Here is a 17865-nt window from a genome sequence, read left to right on the forward strand (position 1 = left end):
CGGCGCAGCCGGCGTCGATGGCGGCGAAGATGTACTTCGGCTGGAAGTGGATGTCCGCGATGACCGGGATCGGCGACTTCTTGGCGATGATCGGCAGCGCCTCCGCGTCGATGGTCTTCGGGCAGGCGACGCGCACGATGTCACAGCCCGAGGCGGTCAGCTGGGCGATCTGCTGCAGGGTGGCGTTGATGTCGTGGGTCTTGGTGGTCGTCATGGACTGCACCGAGATCGGGTGGTCCGAACCGACGCCGACACTGCCGACCATCAGCTGGCGGGTCTGGCGGCGGGGTGCAAGTGTAGGGGGCGGTGCGTCCGGGATACCAAGTCCGATGTTCATGCGCCTTACTCTAGCCGAACAGTCGCACCGGGTTGACCACGTCAGCGACGATGACCAGTCCACCGATCGTCAGCAGCACCGCGGCCATGGCATAGGTCACAGGCAGCAGCTTCTCGTAGTTCGCGGGACCGGCCGGGGCCAGACCACGCAGACGGCGGAAGAAGTCCCTGACCTTCTCCCACAGCACCACCGCGATGTGCCCGCCGTCGAGCGGCGGCAGCGGGACGAGGTTGAACAGGGCGAGGAAGAAGTTGAGGGAGGCGAGCATCATCCAGAACATGTTCCACAGCGAGCGCTCCACCAGCTCACCGCCGACACGGGAGGCACCGACCACGCTCATCGGGCCCTCGATGTCTCGTTCCGCCCCGAAGATGGAGGCCACCACACCCGGGATCTTCGCCGGGAAGCTGGCGAGCCCGCGGACGGTGGCGTCGAGAAGATCCCAGGTGAACGCCCCGGTGGCACCGACCGCCGCCACCGGACCGTAGGAGACCCAGGCGTTGTCGATGGGCGCGTTGGACAGTCCCACCGCACCGGCGGCGATCTCATTGCCGGCGGCGTCGAGACGCGTCACCGGGGCGACGGGGACGGTGATCTCCATCGTCTGCCCGCCCCGCTCGACGGTGAGGACGGCATCCTCACCGGGCATGGTCAGCACCGTGTCCCGCAGCTGGGTGAAGGACTCCATCTCCTGCCCGTTGAGCGCGAGAATCCGGTCGCCGACCTCGACCCCGGCCTCCCCCGCCGGCCCGAGACCCGTGCACTCGGCCAGCGTCTCCGGGCCCGTCTGATCGGAGACGCAGGAGACCTCACCGACGGTCGGCGTGGTGTCCACGTTGGGGTTCGGCAGACCGGAGGTGACCGCCAGTCCGTAGATGATGATGACACCGACAATGACGTTCATCACCACGCCGCCGGAGAGCACCGCCACCCGCTGCCACCACGGCTTGTTCACCATGGCGTGCGGCTTCTCCTCCTCGGTGAGGGGATCCTGCCCGGTCATGCCCGCGATGTCGCAGTAGCCGCCGAGCGGCAGGGCCGCCACACCGTAGGTGGTGTGTCCGCGTCGCGTGGACCACACGGTCGGGCCGAAGCCGATGAAGTAGCGGCGCACCCGCATGCCGAAGGCGCGCGCGGTGTACATGTGGCCCGCCTCATGCAGTGCGATGGTCACCGCGATGCCGAGTGCGAACAGGACCACACCGAGCAGGTATCCGCCCACTGGTCTCCTTAGGAATCGAGCTTATCGACGATCGCGTTGGCCCGTGCCCGGGCCTCCGACTCGACCGCCAGGATGTCGTCGACGCTCGACGGTACACCAGCGAACTGATCGGCCCCGGCCACGACCTCGGCCACGGTGTCGACGATCTGCGGGAAGCGGATCCGTCCGGCCAGGAAGGCGGCGGCCGCCTCCTCGTTGGCGGCGTTGTACACCGCCGGGAAGGTTCCGCGCCGCGTGGCGACCTCGCGCGCAAGTTGGACCGCCGGGAAGGCGGCGTCGTCAAGCGGCTCGAAACGCCAGTCATGGGCTTGGGTGAAATCGAGCGCCGGCTGCGCACCCGCGACGCGCCGCGGCCAGTCCAGCGCCAGGGAGATCGGCAGTTTCATCGACGGCGGGGAGGCCTGCGCGATGGTGGCACCGTCACAGAAGGTGATCATGGAGTGGATGATGGACTGCGGGTGCACGGTGACATCGATTCGCTCCGCCGGAATGCCGAAGAGCAGCGTCGCCTCGATGAGCTCGAGCCCCTTGTTGATGAGGGTCGCCGAGTTGAGCGTGTTCATCTGCCCCATCGACCACGTGGGGTGCGCCGCCGCCTGCTGCGGGCTGACATCCCACATCTGCTCCCGGCTGAGGCCGCGGAAGGGGCCACCGGAGGCGGTGAGGACGAAACGCTCGATCTCCCGTTCCGTTCCCGAATGCAGGCACTGTGCCATGGCCGAATGCTCGGAGTCGACGGGCACGATCTGCCCGGGGGCGGCGGCCGCCATGACCAGATCACCGCCGGCCACCAGGGACTCCTTGTTGGCCAGCGCCAGGGTGGTCCCGGCCTCGATGGTGGCCAGGGTCGCGGCCAGCCCGAGCGATCCGACCAGGGCGTTGAGGACGGTGTCGGCCTCCACGCCGCGCACCAGATCCTCGGCGGCAGCGGGCCCGGAGAGCACGGGACCACCGAGTGCTGCGGACACCTCGGCGGCGGCCTGCTCCCCGGCCACCGCCACGCGATCCGGGCCCAGGCCCAGCTGCCGGGCCTGGGCGATGACCAGTGCCGGGTCCGATCCTCCCGCCGCGATGCCGACCACCTCGAACAGCTCCGGATTGTCTGCGATCACCTCGATCGCCTGGGTACCGATCGACCCGGTCGATCCGAGCAGAAGAATGCGCCTGGGGGTATCAGCGGATGTTTTCACGACCCCCATTGTGTCACTCCCGAACTCTTGGGGGTGTTTTGTCGCACCTGGCCAACCTATGTGCAAAGATATGGGGCAAGTTAAACATGCCTTCATGACAAGGAGAACAACGTGGCTGCTTCCCACGAGATCGTGCCTGAGGTCCACAGCGGTACCTCCACCCTGGATGTACCCTCCGCCGCCTACGGCTGGAGTGAGCTCTCCCGCACCACCGTTCAGGTGGCGGGTTGGGTGTCGGTCCTGATCCTGCTGGGTTACAACTTCGGTAACCACGAGGGCCACGTTGAGACCATCTGGCTGCTGTCCATCGCCGCACTGGTGGCCATCGGTCTGCTCATCCACCTGTTCGAGCCGAAGCTGAGCCAGGTGCGTACCCTCTCGGCCCGTAACCAGCCGATCAACCACCGCGAGCCCGACTGGACCTACAACCAGAAGACCCTCTCCGGTGTCTACGCTGACCTGACGGACTCCCAGCTGATCGCCATGAACATCGATCCGGCCCGCGTCCAGCACCTGCGCGCCACCCCGGCCGTCGAGTCCCGCCACGCTGTGTCCACCGACACCATCGCCACCGGTACCGGCTCCACCGCCGCCTCCGAGCTCGAGGCCCGCTAAGCAGCACGAGAAGTTACAACCGCTCTCCCCCGCCGGGAGGGCGGTTTTGTCGTGCCCTCTGCGACCCTCCGCGGCCCTTAGTTGACCCAGCGGGAGACTCGGCCGTAGATCTCCGGCAGCCGGGCGCGCACCCGCTTCTCCGCCAGCCGGAGGCACACCCAGTAGAACGCGGCGGGCACGGCCAGCACGAGCAGCACACCGGGGACGACCCACCCGACGGCGATCATGACCGCGCCCGGTGCCGCCGGGATCCAGCCGAGCAGCAGGGAGCCGAAGGCGGCCACGAAGGCGGCACCGGAGAATCCGGACTTGTCGGCCCACGGGCTGGTGCCCGGTTTCGCGGTGGGGAAAGGATTGTGGGTGCTCAGCAGCAGGGCCAGCCCGGCGACGGTGATGAGCATGCCGCAGGCGACGATGCCGACGAGCACGGCGCGGCCGGTGTTGTCGGCGAGGATGATGCTGGCGATGCTGAAAAGGACCACCAGCACCACCATGGGTGTCATCTGCGCAAGGTGCCGTCCGAGCAGCAACGTGCGGGCGGGCACCCCGGCGACGATGGTGCTCCACATGGCGGGGCCATCGTAGCCGAAGTCGTTGCTGGCCAGGGACCCGGACAGGAGCGCGATGAGGATCATGCCGACGTAGAGCATGGGTTCTTCACCGGTGGCCCCCTGCACCAGCAGGACCGCGGCGATGATCGGGAAGGTGACGACGGAACCGATCATGCGGGGATCGCGGCGGAAGTACCGCAACCCGCGGGAGTAGATCATCGCGCCCGGCGTGTACGGCAGCCCGGGCAACAGCACGCCCTCCTTCCGTTCCTCGGTGTCCTCGTGGGTGACGGAATCGGCGGGTGCGTCGAGGCGCCGGCCGATGACCCGACGCCACCACCAGACACCGAGCACGACGGTGAGCACCGTGATGGCGAGCTGGGCGGCGGCGGGGAGCCAGGCGGCGTCGATAAGCGAGGCGAGCAGGCCGGCCGGGGCCGCCGCCGGGGTCCAGGCGAGGATGCGGCCGATCCGGTCGAGGGGGATGCTGTCCAGGCCGTAGGAGATGAGCACGTTGAAACCGAAGATCATCACGATGACCAGCACGCCGGAGAGGATGTTCATCCGTTCGGAGGACACGCGGCCGCCCCCGGAGCTGAGGATGCGGGCCAGCTCCCCCAGCAGCAGCGTCATGAGAAGGACGACCGGCATGACCAGGATCCACCACCACCCTGACAACCAGACCGCGACGCCGGTGGCCAGCACCGTGGTCACTGCGGCGATGGCGCCGCGGGTGGTCAGCAGCGTGGACCACGCCATGGCCGGGTGCAGGTCCCGCTCGGTGACGGGCAGGGTGGCGAAGTCGGCGGCGTTGAGCTGGGACTCCCCGGAGGGGATGACCACCGCGACGGCGATGTAGGCGATGACACCCATTCCCACCATGCCCGCCATCCCCCAGGCCCGGTCCGGCGCGTCGAGCATCCACACGCTCATGGTCAGGCTCACCAGTCCGATGAAGGCGTAGAGGGCGAGCAGCACCGCCATGATCATCGACGCCGAGTTGCCCGCCATCGAGCGCTTCCACAGGGTGCGGTGCAGCCGCAACAGCAGTGAGGTCATCGCAGCCACCCCAGGGTCTCGTCGTCGAGGTCGCGGCCACCGACGTAGCGCACGAAGGTGTCCACGAGGCTGGACCCCTGGCGCACCTCATCGACGTGCCCGGCCGCAAGTACCGTCCCCTGGTGGATGATCGCGACATGATCGCACAGTCCCTCCACCAGCTCCATGACGTGGGAGGACAGCACGACGGTGCCGCCGCGGGCCGCGTACCGGCGCAGGATCTGCTGGATGTGGCGACCCGACACCGGGTCGACGGCCTCGAGCGGCTCATCGAGGATGAGGATCTCCGGGTTGTGCAGGAGCGCTCCCGCCAGCAGGATCTTCTTCGTCATGCCGGCGGAGTAGTCGACGATGAATTTCGGTCCGGCGTCGGTGAGGCCGAGGGCGTCGAGAAGCTCCGTGGCGCGGTGCTCCACCTCCGCCTGCGGCAGCCCGCGGATACCGCCGAGGTACTGCAGATACTCGCGTCCGGAGAGGCGGTCGAAGACCGGTACCCCGTCCACGAGCAGGCCCATCGCCTGCTTCGCGGGCAGCGGATCCTGCCACACATCATGGCCGGCGACCCAGGCGCGGCCTTCCGTCGGGCGCGCGAGGCCAGCGACCATGGAAATCATCGTCGTCTTGCCCGCGCCGTTGGGGCCGACGATGCCGTAGATGGATCCGCGCGGGATATCGAGAGAGAGCTTGTCGACGGCCACCTGGCTCCCGAAGACCTTCGTCAGGTCCCGGACCGCCAGTGCCTGCAGAGTGGGGTCAGTCATGCCCCCACGGTAGCGTCGCTACTTCTCCTCGGCAGCAAGCTGGCCGCAGGCGGCGGCGATCTCCTGGCCACGGGTGTCGCGCACCGTACACGGCACGCCCTGGGCGATGACGCGGCGGACGAACTCGGCCTGTCGGTCCTTCGGGGAGGCGTCCCACTTCGAGCCCGGGGTCGGGTTGAGCGGGATGAGGTTGACGTGGACCTTCGGGCCGAGGGCCTTGTGCAGCTTCTTACCCAGCAGGTCCGCACGCCAGTCGTGGTCGTTGATGTCGCGGATGAGGGCGTACTCGATGGACACGCGGCGCCCGGACTTGTCGGCGTAGTAGCGGGCGGCGTCGAGCACCTCCTCGACGGAGAATCGGTTGTTGATGGGCACGAGGGTGTCGCGCAGCTCATCATCCGGGGTGTGCAGGGACACCGCGAGGCGGACGGACATGTTCTCGTCCGCGAGCTTGCGGATCGCCGGGGCCAGCCCCACCGTCGAGACCGTGACGTTGCGCTGCGAGATACCGAAGCCCTGCGGGGAGGGCTGCGTGATCTGGCGCACCGCCGAGACGACGCGCTTGTAGTTGGCCAGCGGTTCCCCCATGCCCATGAACACGATGTTGGACAGGCGGGAGCCCTCCGCCTCCATCGTGGCGGCGGCCGCGCGCACCTGGTCGACGATCTCGGACGCCGAGAGGTTGCGGTCCAGTCCGGCCTGGCCGGTGGCGCAGAACGGGCAGGCCATGCCGCAGCCGGCCTGGGAGGAGATGCACAACGTGGCACGGTCCGGGTAGCGCATGAGGACCGACTCCAGCAGAGTTCCGTCGTTGAGGCGCCACAGGGACTTGGTCGTGTCCCCGTCGTCGGTCTCGATGGAACGGATCGGGGTGAGCAGCGTCGGGAAGAGTTCCCGGGCCACCGTCTCGCGGGCATCCGCCGGCAGGTCCGTCATGGTGGAGGGATCCGCCTCGAAGCGGCCGTAGTAGTGGCGGGCGATCTGATCGGCGCGGAACTTCGGGAGGCCGAGCGCCGTGATGCGCTCGACGCGCTCCTCGGGGGTGAGATCGGCGAAGTGGGTGGGCGGCATGCCGCGCTTCGGCGCGGAGAACTGGAGAGCAACGGGTTCAGCCATAGTGCCCCCCATCTTTGCATGTCGCAGGACTGTTACCCAAGTGTATGACGTGTTACGTGGCGGAATTCGCATGCACAGCGTTGAATGATGGTATGACACGACCACAGAGCAATGACCCGGTGTACGACAACGAGCCGGTGTACGACATGGAACCGGACCGCTCCCCCGCTGTGCGCGACGAGCCCATGCCCGACCACCTCGACGAGCACCGCGACATCCACGCCGAGGACACCCCGGACCCGGCCCCCTCGCGGCAGGGCCCGGTGACAGAGACCGAGGTGGAGACGAAGGTCAAGGGTTCACTGGCGGGTGGCACCTGGGCGGCACTCATCGCGGGAGCCCTCCTGCTCATCGCCCTGCTGGTGTTCATCCTGCAGAACCAGCAGCAGGTCGAGCTCAACGTCCTGACGTGGACCTTCCACTTCCCGGCCGGTATCGGCTACCTGTTCTCCGCGATCACCGGTGCGCTCATCATGGCGCTCGTCGGTGTGGTCCGCATGTTCGAGCTGCGCCGCCAGGTCAAGCGGCAGCGGAAGATGCGCGGATAGTCCCGGTGGTGCTCAGCCACCCAGGACGCTGAGCACCAGCCAGGTGACCATCGCGGAGGGCAGCATGCCGTCGAGGCGGTCCATGAGGCCGCCGTGACCGGGCAACAGGGTGGACATGTCCTTGATGCCCAGCTCGCGCTTGAACTGGGATTCCACCAGATCACCGAGCGTCGCACAGACCACCAGACCCAGGCCCATGAGTGCTCCGATCCACCACGCCTCACCGAGCAGCAGCGCGACGGTGAGGGCACCGGTGACCACGCCTCCGGTGACGGATCCGGCAAACCCCTCCCAGGACTTCTTCGGGCTCACCGCCGGGGCCATGGGGCGGGACCCGAACATGACGCCGGCGATGTATCCGCCCGTGTCGGAGGCGATCACGCACAGCATGAACGTGACGATGTACGCCCCCGGCCAGATCCCCTCCGAGGAGATGAGCGAGAGCATCGCCGCGAAGGAGGCGAACAGGGGGATCCACGTGAGGACGAAGATCGCCACCGCCGTATCCCGCAGATAGTTCTGCGGCGGGGTGGTGCGACCGTGGTAGAAGAGCCGGCCGAACATCATGAACAGCACGGCGGTGACGTAGGCCGCCACCAGGCCGGTGGTGCCGAAGGGCCAGGACAGCCACACCATGAGCTGTCCGAGCACCAGCATGGGCGCCCGCGGGATGAAGTACGAGTGTTCGCGCAGCCGCACGATCACTTCCCACGTCGCCACGCCCACCGCGGCGGCCACGAGCGGGTACCAGCCGATGGGGCCGATCCACACCGCCAGGAGCACCAGCCCGCCGAGCAACGCGCTGACCCCGATGGCCGCCGGCAGGTTCCGACCGGCCGAGTTCCGCGGTTTCGGCAGGTGGCCCAACTTCGCTTCAGTCACCTGGGGCCTCCTGGATGATGGGGAACGGACAAAGGATCGGGGGGTACGCGGGTGGCGTCGTGAAGCAGGGAGGTCCTAGACCTCCATCAGCTCCTCTTCCTTGCGGGAGACGACCTCGTCGATCTGGGCGACGTAGTTCGCGGTGACCTTGTCCAGTTCCTTCTCGGCGGCCTGGACCTCGTCCTCGCCGGCGTCGCCGTCCTTCTGCAGCTTCTTCAGCTGCTCCATGCCCTTGCGGCGGATGTTGCGGATGGCGATCTTGCCGTCCTCACCCTTGCCCTTGGCCACCTTGACCATGTCACGGCGGCGCTCCTCGGTCAGCTGCGGGATGGTCACGCGCAGGACCTGGCCGTCGTTGGTGGGGTTGACGCCGAGGTCGGAGTTGCGGATGGCGTTCTCGATCTCGCCCATGACGTTCATCTCGTAGGGCTTGATGAGCAGCATGCGCGGCTCCGGCACGGAGATGGTGGCCATCTGGGTGATCGGGGTGGGCACGCCGTAGTACTCGGCGATGACACCGTTGAACATCGCCGGGTTGGCACGACCGGTACGGATCGTCGTCAGATCCTCGCGGGTGTGCTCGACGGTGTGGGTCATGCGGTCCTCGGACTCGAAGAGGATCTCGTCGATCATGGGTGAAGCCTTTCTTAAGGTGTGTTTACCTGCATCAATCTACCAGGCTGAGCTCAGGAGTTGACGAGCGTGCCGATCTGCTCGCCGGCGACCGCACGCGCGATGTTGCCTTCGGTGAGGAGGTTGAACACCAGGATCGGCATGTCGTTGTCCATGCACAGGGAGAACGCGGTGGCGTCGGCGACCTTGAGGCCCTTCTCGATGACCTCGCGCGGGGTGATCTCGGTGAACAGCTCCGCATCCGGGTTGGTGCGCGGGTCGTCGGAGTACACGCCGTCGACACCCTTGGCCAGGAAGAGCACGTCGCAGCCGATCTCCAGGGCACGCTGCGCGGCGGTGGTGTCGGTGGAGAAGTACGGCATACCCATGCCGGCACCGAAGATGACCACGCGGCCCTTCTCCAGGTGGCGGACAGCACGCAGCGGCAGGTAGGGCTCGGCGACCTGGGCCATGTTGATGGCGGTCTGCACGCGGCAGTCCACCCCCTTCTGCTGCAGGAAGTCCTGCAGTGCGAGGCAGTTCATCACCGTGCCGAGCATGCCCATGTAGTCGGAGCGGGCGCGGTCCATGCCACGCTGCTGCAGTTCGGCACCGCGGAAGAAGTTGCCGCCGCCGATGACCACGGCGATCTCCGCGCCGGTGTTGGCCACCTCGGCGATCTGGCGGGCGACGTTCTCGACGACATCGGGATCGATGCCGACCTCGCCACCGCCGAACATCTCACCTCCGAGCTTCAACATGACGCGCTTGTAGCTGGTCCGTTTCGGGGTGGGGTTGGTCACCGTGTGAGCTCCTTGAGAGGGGGCGGTTTGATCGGATCCCATCCTATCCCGTGGCCGGGGGACGCGAAAACCGCCGCGCCCCGGAGGGCAGCGGCGGTCGTCGATAAGCGTGAGGCGGGGCCTTAGGCCTGGCCGACCTCGAAACGCTTGAAGCCGGTCAGGGTGACGCCGGCGTCATCCATGAGCTGCTTGACGGTCTTCTTGGAGTCGGCGACAGAGGCCTGCTCCAGGAGGACGACGTCCTTGTAGAAGCCGCCCAGGCGACCCTCGACGATCTTCGGGATGGCCTGCTCCGGCTTGCCCTCCTCGCGGGTGATCTGCTCGGCGATGTTGCGCTCCTTCTCCACAACCTCCGCCGGGACGTCCTCGCGGGTCAGGTAACCGGCCTTGAGGGCGGCAACCTGCATGGCGGCGGCCTTGGCGGCAGCCTCTGCCTCAGCACCGGAACCGGTGTAGGCGACCAGGACACCGACTGCCGGCGGCAGGTCGGAGGCACGCTGGTGCAGGTAGACGGCGACGTTGTCGCCCTCGACGGTGGCGGCGCGACGCAGCTGCAGCTTCTCGCCGATCTTGGCGGACATCTCCTGCAGGACATCGGCGGCCGGCTTGCCGTCGATCTCAGCGGCGGCGAGCTCCTCCGGGGTGTTGGCCTTGGCGGCGGCGGCAGCCTCGGCGATCTTCGCGGCCAGCTCCTTGAACTCGGCGTTCTTGGCCACGAAGTCGGTCTCGGAGTTGATCTCCACCATGGTGTTGCCGGAGACGGCGATCAGGCCCTCGGAAGCGGAGCGCTCGGCGCGCTTGCCCACATCCTTGGCACCCTTGATGCGCAGGATCTCAACAGCCTTGTCGAAGTCACCAGCGGACTCGTCCAGGGCCTTCTTGCAGTCGAGCATGCCGGAGCCGGTGAGCTCGCGGAGCTTCTTGACGTCTGCAGCAGTGTAGTTCGCCATAGTCGGGGCGATCCTCCTCGTATCGGAACGGTTATCGACCACAGAGCGTAGTCGATGGGAAAGGCCCCCGCCGCGTACACGACCGGCGGGGGCCTCAAGTTGTGTCAAGGCCGAACGCCTCGATTTAGTTTTCTGCGCCCTCGGTGGACTCAGCAGCCTCAGCGGCCGGCTCGGTGACCTGTGCGGCCTCGGCGGCGGCAGCCTCGGTGGACTCGGCCTCAGTGGCCTCGGTCACGGCGTCGGACTGGGTGACCTGGGACGGGGACTGCTCGGCGGCCTTCTCGGCGTCGGCAGCGGCCTTCTCCTGGGTGTCACCGGCAGCTTCCTTGGAAGCGGCGAGCTGACGCTCCTCGCGGGCCTTCTTGCCCTCCTCCACGGCGGTGGAGATGACGCGGGACAGCAGGGCGGTGGAGCGGATGGCGTCATCGTTGCCCGGGACCGGCCAGTCGACGACGTCCGGGTCGCAGTTGGTGTCCAGCACGGCGACGACCGGGATGTTGAGCTTGTGGGCCTCGTTGACCGCGATGTGCTCCTTGTTGGTGTCGATCACCCAGAGAGCGGAGGGGACGCGGGTCATGTCGGCGATGCCACCCAGGACGCGCTCCAGCTTGGTGCGCTCGCGGGTGAGCATGAGGATCTCCTTCTTGGTGCGACCCTCGTAGCCGTTCTCCGCTGCGTCCATGGCCTGCAGCTCCTTGAGGCGGTGCAGACGCTTGGAGACGGTCTGGAAGTTGGTCAGCATGCCGCCGAGCCAACGGTGGTTGACGTAGGGCATTCCGACGCGGTCGGCCTCGACCTGGACGGCCTCCTGGGCCTGCTTCTTGGTGCCGACGAACAGGATGGTGCCGCCGTGGGCGACGGTCTCCTTGACGAACTCGAACGCTGCGTCGATGTAGGTCAGGGTCTGCTGCAGGTCGATGATGTAGATGCCGTTGCGGTCGGTGAAGATGAAGCGACGCATCTTCGGGTTCCAACGACGGGTCTGGTGGCCGAAGTGGACACCGGCATCGAGAAGCTCGCGCATGGTAACGACTGCCATGTCACGCTCACTTTCTGGTAGTTTTCGGTTTTCTGTCTTCTGACGTGCAGGTTTTTGTCCTGCACCCTAGCGACGAGGCCAGCCACTGACACCCGGATATCCGGGACCATGTCAGCGTCGGTGTTCCCCGCCGCGCGTAGTCAGCGCGCACCTTGGAGGGCACACTGCTGGCGCCCACTTTAGCCCTCTGGCCTGCGATCGCCAAACCGGGACACGCAATTGTCCACAGGCCGGTCACATGCGCCCCACCATCCACAAGTCCACTGCTTATCGACGCCCCGCTCCTCCCCCAACCCCCTAACCTCGCGGGCATGCGGTGGCTGGTTGTTTTCGTGGTGTTGGCACTGGTGGGCGGAGGGACTCCGGCCTGGGCCTATGTCTCCCCCACCGGTTCGGTTCATGTGCTGCGCGCCTTCGACCGCCCGGACCACAACTGGCTGCCCGGGCACCGTGGCGTCGACCTGGCGCTGCCGGTGGGTGGGACGGTGGTGGCCGCCGGGGACGGGGTGGTGGCCTTCGCCGGTGTGGTGGCCGGCACCCCGACGGTGTCGGTGGATCACGCCGACGGGATACGCACCACCTATCAACCGGTGCACGCGCGGGTGGCCCGCGGGGATGCGGTGCGGGAAGGGCAGACGATCGGGACCCTCGGCCACCCGACGGACGGCTGGCCGGGGCTGCACTGGGGAGCGCGGCGGGGTGCGGCGGATTACGTCAACCCGCTGGGGCTGCTGGATGCGCCGGTGATCAGGTTGAAGCCGAATGCGTGATCGGCAGGGGCACCTTCCACTGCCGCAGATGAGGAACAGCACTGGGGGCCTCCCGCACCAGCGTGGATTGCCATGGAATGTGCCCCTCGTTCTGGAGGCGCCCGATGAGCACGATCGGGTGCACGTCGAGGTGCTTCGCCGCCATGTCGACCCATCTCCTGGTGATCCGGCCCGGAACCTCCGGTAGCGGACCTGCGATGGCCAGCGATCCCGCCAGGGCGTCTGCTTCCTGTTCCCACTTGTCCTCACCGGGGGCGCTGAGATCGTCGGCGATCGCGTCGTTCGTACCACTCAGGTGCCCGAGCAGGACGTGAGCAGCCTCGTGGAGGATGGTGAAGAGGACTTTATCCAGGCGTTTCCCGCGGCCGGAGACACCGATGGCCGGGGCGCCGTCGAGAAGCAGTGCGCAACCGTCGAGCTTTCCACCCGGAAATGCCTCCAGGTACACCAGCCGCACGCCCGCCTCCGCGAACAATGCCTGGAACGTGGCCAGAGCTGATGGTTCCCGGGCTGCCGACGAGAGCGTGCGCACCGCGACCTCGAAAGCGTCCCGATTGTACTCCCTTGCAGGCAGGTTCTCCGCGACCCTGTGCACGCACGCCACCCAGGCCCGCTGCACCGGGGTCACGGTGTCGTCGGTATTGCTGCGACGGGCAGAGAAAGCCAGGGCGGAAGTGTCATCGAGGGATCTCATCCCCAGCAGATCCAGGACATCTCGCACTTGCTCCGCAGTGTCACCGGTGCTGACCAGACCTCGCTTCTGCAGTTCCCGCACCGGTGCCAGTTCCTGTAGGCGGGCCCGGGTCCGCACCGAATCGATGGACTCCTGCACCTGGGTGTCCTGCGACTGCAGCCACAAAAGGTAGGTGTCCTGGAGGTTCAACCACAGCTCCGCCGAAGTGTCGAGGGCAGCCCCGATCTGGGCGGCGGATTCGCGGGTAATCTCACGCTTTCCCGTGATGACCTCCGACACGAACTGCACCGGCCGGTCCAATACTGCCGCGAAGTCCTGCTGCGACCATCCCCGTGCCTCCAGTTCCTCGGCGAGGAACTCACCGGCCGGAAACGCCTCTGCCATGGGGGTCGTGCTCATCGAATTCACCTGCTCTCATTGACCTTTTCAGTGGTAATCCACCATCTCCAGGATGATGACCATCCGCCCGGCGTCGTCGGTGTCGAAACGGAGGATCAGCCGGTACCTCCGGTTGAGCCGGATGGACGACGTGCCCTCGCGATCACCGGACAGCTTCTCCAGCCGCAGGGATGTCATCGCCCGAAGGTCCCGTTCATCGGTGGCGCTCGTGATGATCTGAATCTTCTTGCGGTAGCTCTTGACAATGTCCGGGCTCCAGCGAGCAGCGTGGTAGCCCGGATCCTCGGCGATCCGTTTCAACTCTCGGTCTGCGTAAATAACCCGCAACTACCCTCCTCACCGGGAGTGGAGCGAATAGTCACAACTGAGGGTTCATACCTCACATGAATCACCATATACGACTAGGGAGCCGGTGACAACGCTACGCCCGCGGATGCGCCTGGTGGAACACGTCCTTGAGCCGTTCCGCCGACACGTGCGTGTAGATCTGCGTGGTCTGCAGTGAGGAATGCCCGAGCATCTCCTGCACCACGCGCAGATCGGCCCCGCCCTCGAGCAGATGGGTGGCGGCGGTGTGACGCAGCCCGTGCGGGGAGATGCGCTGGCCGGTGACCTGGCCGGCCTTCTCCACGACACGCCGAATCTGGCGGGGATCGATTCGCCCGCCACGCACGCCGACGAACAGGGCCGGGGTCTCCCCCGCCAACTCACCGCGGCCGCGGTCCAGCCACTGCGTCACCGCGTCAGCAGCTGCGTCCCCGAACGGCACGACGCGCTCCTTGTCACCCTTACCCAACACACGGACGGTCCGGCGGGTCAGGTCCAGATCCTTGACATCCATGCCCGCCAGCTCCGAGACGCGCACCCCGGTGGCGTACAGCAGCTCCAGCATGGCGCTGTCCCGGAGGAACTCGATCTCATCCGCGGAGGCGGCGTTACCCACGAATTCCCCGGCCTTCGTCACACCCAGCACCTCGGGCAGGGGCCGGCTCACCTTCGGTGACACCAACCGCGCCGCCACATCCGCCTCGAGGTGCCCCTGACGCAGAGCCCACGTGGAGAAGCTGCGGACCGAGGCCGTCCGGCGGGCGATGGTGGCGCGCGATTTCCCCTCCCGCACCGCCGCCGCCAGCCAGGCACGCAGGGCAGGCAGCGTGAACCCGGCGAAGTTCGGCACGTTCTCCGCCAGTGAGCGCAGGTCCGAGCGGTAGCCACGGACGGTGGCCTCCGAGCGGCCGAGCACCAGCCGGGAGTGATCGACGAAGTCCTCGATCGCCTCCGCCAGCTGGTGACTGTTCATGAGGTCACAGTCTATCCGCCCGCTTCCACGTCGTCCCCTCCCGCACCACCACCCCCCGCTTGCACAGGTCCATGAGCAGGTGGACGGTCAGCGGCAGCGGGAGGCCGGCCGACGCGGCCACTTCCTGCGCAATGGATCCGGCAGGCTCGATGGCGTCAAAGGCCCGCAGTTCATTGCGTGACAGAGACTGCACCGGCGTGGCGGCGAAGGCCAGCTCGTACTGCTCGGCGACATCGAGCGCGCCGACCGCCCCGAGCAGGCTCCGGATGTCATCCGACCCGGTGACCAGCTGCGCTCGCCCCTCCTTGATCCTCTCGTGGCAGCCCAACGATCCGGCGCCGGTGATCGGCCCCGGCACCGCCATGGTCACGCGGCCGAGACCCTCCGCCCAGGAAAGGGTGTTGAGAGCACCGGATCGCCAGGCGGCCTCGACGATGACCGTCCCGGACGTCAGGGCGGCCACCAGCCGGTTGCGGGTGAGGAAGCGGTGACGCTGCGGCGGGGTGCCCGGCGGGTACTCCGACACGCACACCCCCTGCCCGGCGATCCGGTCGAACAGCGCCGCGTTGCGGGCGGGATAGGTGCGGTCGATGCCGCAGGCCGCCACCGCCACGGTCAGCCCGCCGGCACCGAGGGCTGATTCGTGCGCGACGGTGTCGATGCCCAACGCTCCCCCGGAGACCACCGTCCAGTGGTGGGACGCCAGGCCGGTGGCGATCTGCCGCGTCGCGTCCAACCCGTAGCGGGTGGCGGCCCGCGTGCCCACGATGGCGACCGACTGCGCCACCGCGGCCCCCAACGGCCCGCCGCGGACCCACAGGGCGTGGGGTGGCACGGCATCGTCCTGGTAGCTGCGCAGATGCTCGCTGCGACCGGTGGCGGCGAATCCGAAAGCCCGGTCGAATTCGGAGGTCGGCCACTCCGGGCTCTCGGGGGTGATCAACCGCGCACCCACGGCCGCCGCGGCGACGAGGTCCTCCTCCATCCGCTCCCAACCGCAGCGCGCGGCTGTCTGCCCGGCCAGCTCCCCCAGCCACGAGGCCCGGGAGCGGACCCCGTGCGCGATTTCGCCGACATCCCTTCCGGCAGCCAGCAGCTGCTGCAAAGGACGCGAAGGACCCTCGACGACCCGGTTGAGGTAGGCCCAGTCCAGCTCGCTCATGCCCCCTCCCGCAGTTCCGCGGCGCGGAGCACGTGGCCCAGATCAGGTCGGGACACCCCGTCAAGATCGGCCAGCGTCCAGGCCAGCTTGAGCGCCCGGTCCACACCGCGCTGGGTGATGTCACCGGTGGACAGCAACGACCCCAGCGTCGCCATGCCGGCCTCATCCGCGGGGTAGTCCCGGCGCAACCGATGGGGGTCCATGGCGGCGTTGACGCATCCGAAACGCACCCGCGCCCGCTCCCGGGCCGCACTCACCCGCTCGCGGATGGCCCGTGAGGACTCTTCCTCCCCCACGAGCACCCCGGCCGAGGAGGTACGCGCGGTGATGTCCAGCCGGTCGCGCATCGGTCCGGAGAGATTGCGCAGGTAACCGGCGCGCTCGTGGGATTTACACTGGCACCGCGCCGGGTCCTCCGTCGCGCACCGGCAGGGGTTGGCGGCGAGCACCAGCTGGAACCGCGCCGGAAACACCACCTCCCTCTGCGACCGCATCAGGCGCACCTCCCCGTCCTCCAGCGGGGTGCGCAGGCCGTCGAGGATGGCGGCCGGAACCTCGGACACCTCGTCGATGAACAGCACCCCGTGGTGGGCCAGGCTCACCGCCCCCGGCCGAGCGTTCCCCGATCCACCACCGAGCAGTGCTGCCCTGCTCACCGAATGATGCGGATCGATGAAGGGCGCCTGGCGCATCACCCGGCCGTTACCCGCCACGGAATGCACAGCCGTGGCCTCCAGAGCCTGCGCCGGTGTCAACGGCGGCAGGATCCCGGGCAGGCGGGCGGCGATCATCGACTTTCCCGAACCCGGCGGCCCGAGGAGCAGCATGTGGTGTCCACCCGCCGCCGCCACCTCGGCCGCGAACCGCGCCTCCCGCTGCCCGGCCAGATCAGCGAAATCCGGCACGTCCCGCTTATCCACGCCCTCTCTCCCCCGCGCCACCGGCAGCTCACCCCGGCCTGTGGCCCAGGCCCAGGCGGCGGACAGGGTCGGTGTCGCGAGGACGGTCAACCCGTCGATAAGCGTGGCCTCGGCAGCATTTCCCGGCGGGATAAGCGCGTAGCGGAAGCCATGCGCGCGGGCGGCGAGCAGGGCGGGCAGGACACCGGGGACCTCCCGGACGGAGCCGTCGAGACCCAGTTCCCCGACCACCACCGCACTGTCCAGCCGCGGGGCCAAAACCCCGGCTGCGAGGACGGCCAGTGCCGTGGGCAGGTCGAAGTGGGAACCGGATTTACGCAACGAGGCCGGGGACATCGACACCACAATCTTCGTCTTCGGCCACGGCAGGCGCGAGTTGGCCACGGCGGTGCGGATTCTGTCGCGGGATTCGCTCACCGCGGTATCCCCCAGGCCCACAAGGTGGATGCCCGGGAGTCCGGGGCCGACGTTGGCCTCGACCGTCACCGGGCGGGCCACCACCCCGTCGAGGGCCACCGTGCTGGTTCTACCAAGCGCCATGGTCGACCCCCTCGTAGAACTCCACGTCGAAGCCGTGGCGGATGGTGGTGAACACGAGGACGTCGAAACGCACGCCCACATACTCCCGACCCTCGAGCCAGCGCGTGGCGGCCCGGCGGATGCGGGCCAGCTTTCGGCCGGTCACGGCCTCCGCACCGCCGTAGCCGCGGCCGGAGCGGGTCTTGACCTCGACGAACACGATGGTGCCGTCCGGCTCCCGGCAGACGAGGTCGAGCTCACCGACGGGATAGGCGACGTTCCGGTCGAGCACTTCGGCTCCGCGCCGGCGGTAGAAGGCGGCGGCCTCGGACTCTCCCTGTCGGCCGAGCCGGGTGCGACGTTTCTGAGCAACTGACATGTGGTTTCCCCCCTTGGAAGTGATGTGGTTCCCAGGG

General features: G+C 67.9%; 20 protein-coding genes. 3 read left to right on the plus strand and 17 right to left on the minus strand.

All coding sequences use genetic code 11. From position 1 onward, the window contains the following. The 3 genes from Q4F73_RS01770 to dxr form a co-directional block, all read right to left on the minus strand. The coding region (locus tag Q4F73_RS01770; protein ID WP_303357630.1) for a flavodoxin-dependent (E)-4-hydroxy-3-methylbut-2-enyl-diphosphate synthase at positions 1 to 337 on the minus strand (337 nt) is incomplete at its 3' end. Between the two features lie 10 nt (positions 338 to 347). Further along, positions 348 to 1559: an RIP metalloprotease gene (locus tag Q4F73_RS01775; protein ID WP_303357631.1), complete on the minus strand. Its 1212-nt coding sequence runs from the start codon at positions 1557 to 1559 to the stop codon at positions 348 to 350. Between the two features lie 8 nt (positions 1560 to 1567). Next, entirely contained in the window at positions 1568 to 2749 is a 1182-nt protein-coding gene (gene dxr, locus Q4F73_RS01780; protein ID WP_303357632.1) for a 1-deoxy-D-xylulose-5-phosphate reductoisomerase, read from the minus strand. Positions 2750 to 2860: 111 nt separating this feature from the next. Here dxr and Q4F73_RS01785 point away from each other — a divergent pair, with 111 nt between their 5' ends. Continuing rightward, positions 2861 to 3364 (plus strand): DUF2631 domain-containing protein, encoded by a 504-nt coding sequence (locus tag Q4F73_RS01785; RefSeq protein WP_303357633.1) that lies wholly within the window; start codon positions 2861 to 2863, stop codon positions 3362 to 3364. A gap of 77 nt (positions 3365 to 3441) precedes the next feature. Here Q4F73_RS01785 and Q4F73_RS01790 read toward each other — a convergent pair whose 3' ends face one another. Genes Q4F73_RS01790 through rlmN form a run of 3 tightly spaced genes read right to left on the minus strand, consistent with a single transcriptional unit; the run spans position 3442 to position 6851 of the window. Then, positions 3442 to 4974: a hypothetical protein gene (locus tag Q4F73_RS01790; RefSeq protein WP_303357634.1), complete on the minus strand. Its 1533-nt coding sequence runs from the start codon at positions 4972 to 4974 to the stop codon at positions 3442 to 3444. Then, entirely contained in the window at positions 4971 to 5735 is a 765-nt protein-coding gene (locus tag Q4F73_RS01795; RefSeq protein WP_303357635.1) for an ABC transporter ATP-binding protein, read from the minus strand. Before Q4F73_RS01795 ends, Q4F73_RS01790 begins: the two co-directional genes overlap by 4 nt. A gap of 18 nt (positions 5736 to 5753) precedes the next feature. Further along, entirely contained in the window at positions 5754 to 6851 is a 1098-nt protein-coding gene (rlmN, locus tag Q4F73_RS01800; protein WP_303357636.1) for a 23S rRNA (adenine(2503)-C(2))-methyltransferase RlmN, read from the minus strand. A 92-nt stretch (positions 6852 to 6943) separates the two neighbouring features. Between rlmN and Q4F73_RS01805 the strand changes: the two genes are divergently transcribed. Further along, on the plus strand, positions 6944 to 7399 hold the full coding sequence (locus Q4F73_RS01805; protein ID WP_303357637.1) for a lipopolysaccharide assembly LapA domain-containing protein: 456 nt from the start codon (positions 6944 to 6946) through the stop codon (positions 7397 to 7399). A gap of 12 nt (positions 7400 to 7411) precedes the next feature. Here Q4F73_RS01805 and Q4F73_RS01810 read toward each other — a convergent pair whose 3' ends face one another. The 5 genes from Q4F73_RS01810 to rpsB all read right to left on the minus strand — a co-directional run bounded on the left by Q4F73_RS01810 (position 7412) and on the right by rpsB (position 11685). Continuing rightward, positions 7412 to 8281: a phosphatidate cytidylyltransferase gene (locus Q4F73_RS01810; RefSeq protein WP_303357638.1), complete on the minus strand. Its 870-nt coding sequence runs from the start codon at positions 8279 to 8281 to the stop codon at positions 7412 to 7414. Positions 8282 to 8356: 75 nt separating this feature from the next. Next, on the minus strand, positions 8357 to 8914 hold the full coding sequence (frr, locus tag Q4F73_RS01815; RefSeq protein WP_303357639.1) for a ribosome recycling factor: 558 nt from the start codon (positions 8912 to 8914) through the stop codon (positions 8357 to 8359). Between the two features lie 53 nt (positions 8915 to 8967). Beyond that, positions 8968 to 9654 (minus strand): UMP kinase, encoded by a 687-nt coding sequence (gene pyrH / locus Q4F73_RS01820; protein ID WP_303357679.1) that lies wholly within the window; start codon positions 9652 to 9654, stop codon positions 8968 to 8970. Positions 9655 to 9818: 164 nt separating this feature from the next. Continuing rightward, positions 9819 to 10646 (minus strand): translation elongation factor Ts, encoded by an 828-nt coding sequence (gene tsf, locus Q4F73_RS01825; RefSeq protein WP_303357640.1) that lies wholly within the window; start codon positions 10644 to 10646, stop codon positions 9819 to 9821. A gap of 124 nt (positions 10647 to 10770) precedes the next feature. Then, entirely contained in the window at positions 10771 to 11685 is a 915-nt protein-coding gene (gene rpsB / locus Q4F73_RS01830) for a 30S ribosomal protein S2 (protein WP_303357641.1), read from the minus strand. 311 nt (positions 11686 to 11996) lie between these two features. On the opposite strand from rpsB, the gene Q4F73_RS01835 reads away from it, so the two are divergent. After that, positions 11997 to 12455: a murein hydrolase activator EnvC gene (locus Q4F73_RS01835; RefSeq protein WP_303357642.1), complete on the plus strand. Its 459-nt coding sequence runs from the start codon at positions 11997 to 11999 to the stop codon at positions 12453 to 12455. Here Q4F73_RS01835 and Q4F73_RS01840 read toward each other — a convergent pair. The 6 genes from Q4F73_RS01840 to Q4F73_RS01865 all read right to left on the minus strand — a co-directional run bounded on the left by Q4F73_RS01840 (position 12433) and on the right by Q4F73_RS01865 (position 17828). Further along, on the minus strand, positions 12433 to 13548 hold the full coding sequence (locus Q4F73_RS01840; protein ID WP_303357643.1) for a helix-turn-helix domain-containing protein: 1116 nt from the start codon (positions 13546 to 13548) through the stop codon (positions 12433 to 12435). The two genes, Q4F73_RS01835 and Q4F73_RS01840, sit on opposite strands and share 23 nt — an antisense overlap. Positions 13549 to 13575: 27 nt before the next feature. Next, the gene (locus tag Q4F73_RS01845) at positions 13576 to 13875 is read right to left on the minus strand and encodes a type II toxin-antitoxin system RelE/ParE family toxin (protein WP_303357644.1); all 300 of its coding nucleotides are present in this window, start codon (positions 13873 to 13875) and stop codon (positions 13576 to 13578) included. 94 nt (positions 13876 to 13969) lie between these two features. Continuing rightward, on the minus strand, positions 13970 to 14848 hold the full coding sequence (locus Q4F73_RS01850; RefSeq protein WP_303357645.1) for a tyrosine recombinase XerC: 879 nt from the start codon (positions 14846 to 14848) through the stop codon (positions 13970 to 13972). Positions 14849 to 14852: 4 nt separating this feature from the next. Next, entirely contained in the window at positions 14853 to 16010 is a 1158-nt protein-coding gene (gene dprA / locus Q4F73_RS01855; protein WP_303357646.1) for a DNA-processing protein DprA, read from the minus strand. Continuing rightward, complete coding sequence (locus Q4F73_RS01860; protein WP_303357647.1) at positions 16007 to 17470, minus strand: YifB family Mg chelatase-like AAA ATPase; 1464 nt, start codon at positions 17468 to 17470, stop codon at positions 16007 to 16009. Before Q4F73_RS01860 ends, dprA begins: the two co-directional genes overlap by 4 nt. Beyond that, positions 17457 to 17828 (minus strand): YraN family protein, encoded by a 372-nt coding sequence (locus tag Q4F73_RS01865; RefSeq protein ID WP_303357648.1) that lies wholly within the window; start codon positions 17826 to 17828, stop codon positions 17457 to 17459. Before Q4F73_RS01865 ends, Q4F73_RS01860 begins: the two co-directional genes overlap by 14 nt. Positions 17829 to 17865 lie beyond the last annotated feature (37 nt).

The organism is Corynebacterium sp. (assembly GCF_030535495.1).
Lineage (GTDB): Bacteria > Actinomycetota > Actinomycetes > Mycobacteriales > Mycobacteriaceae > Corynebacterium.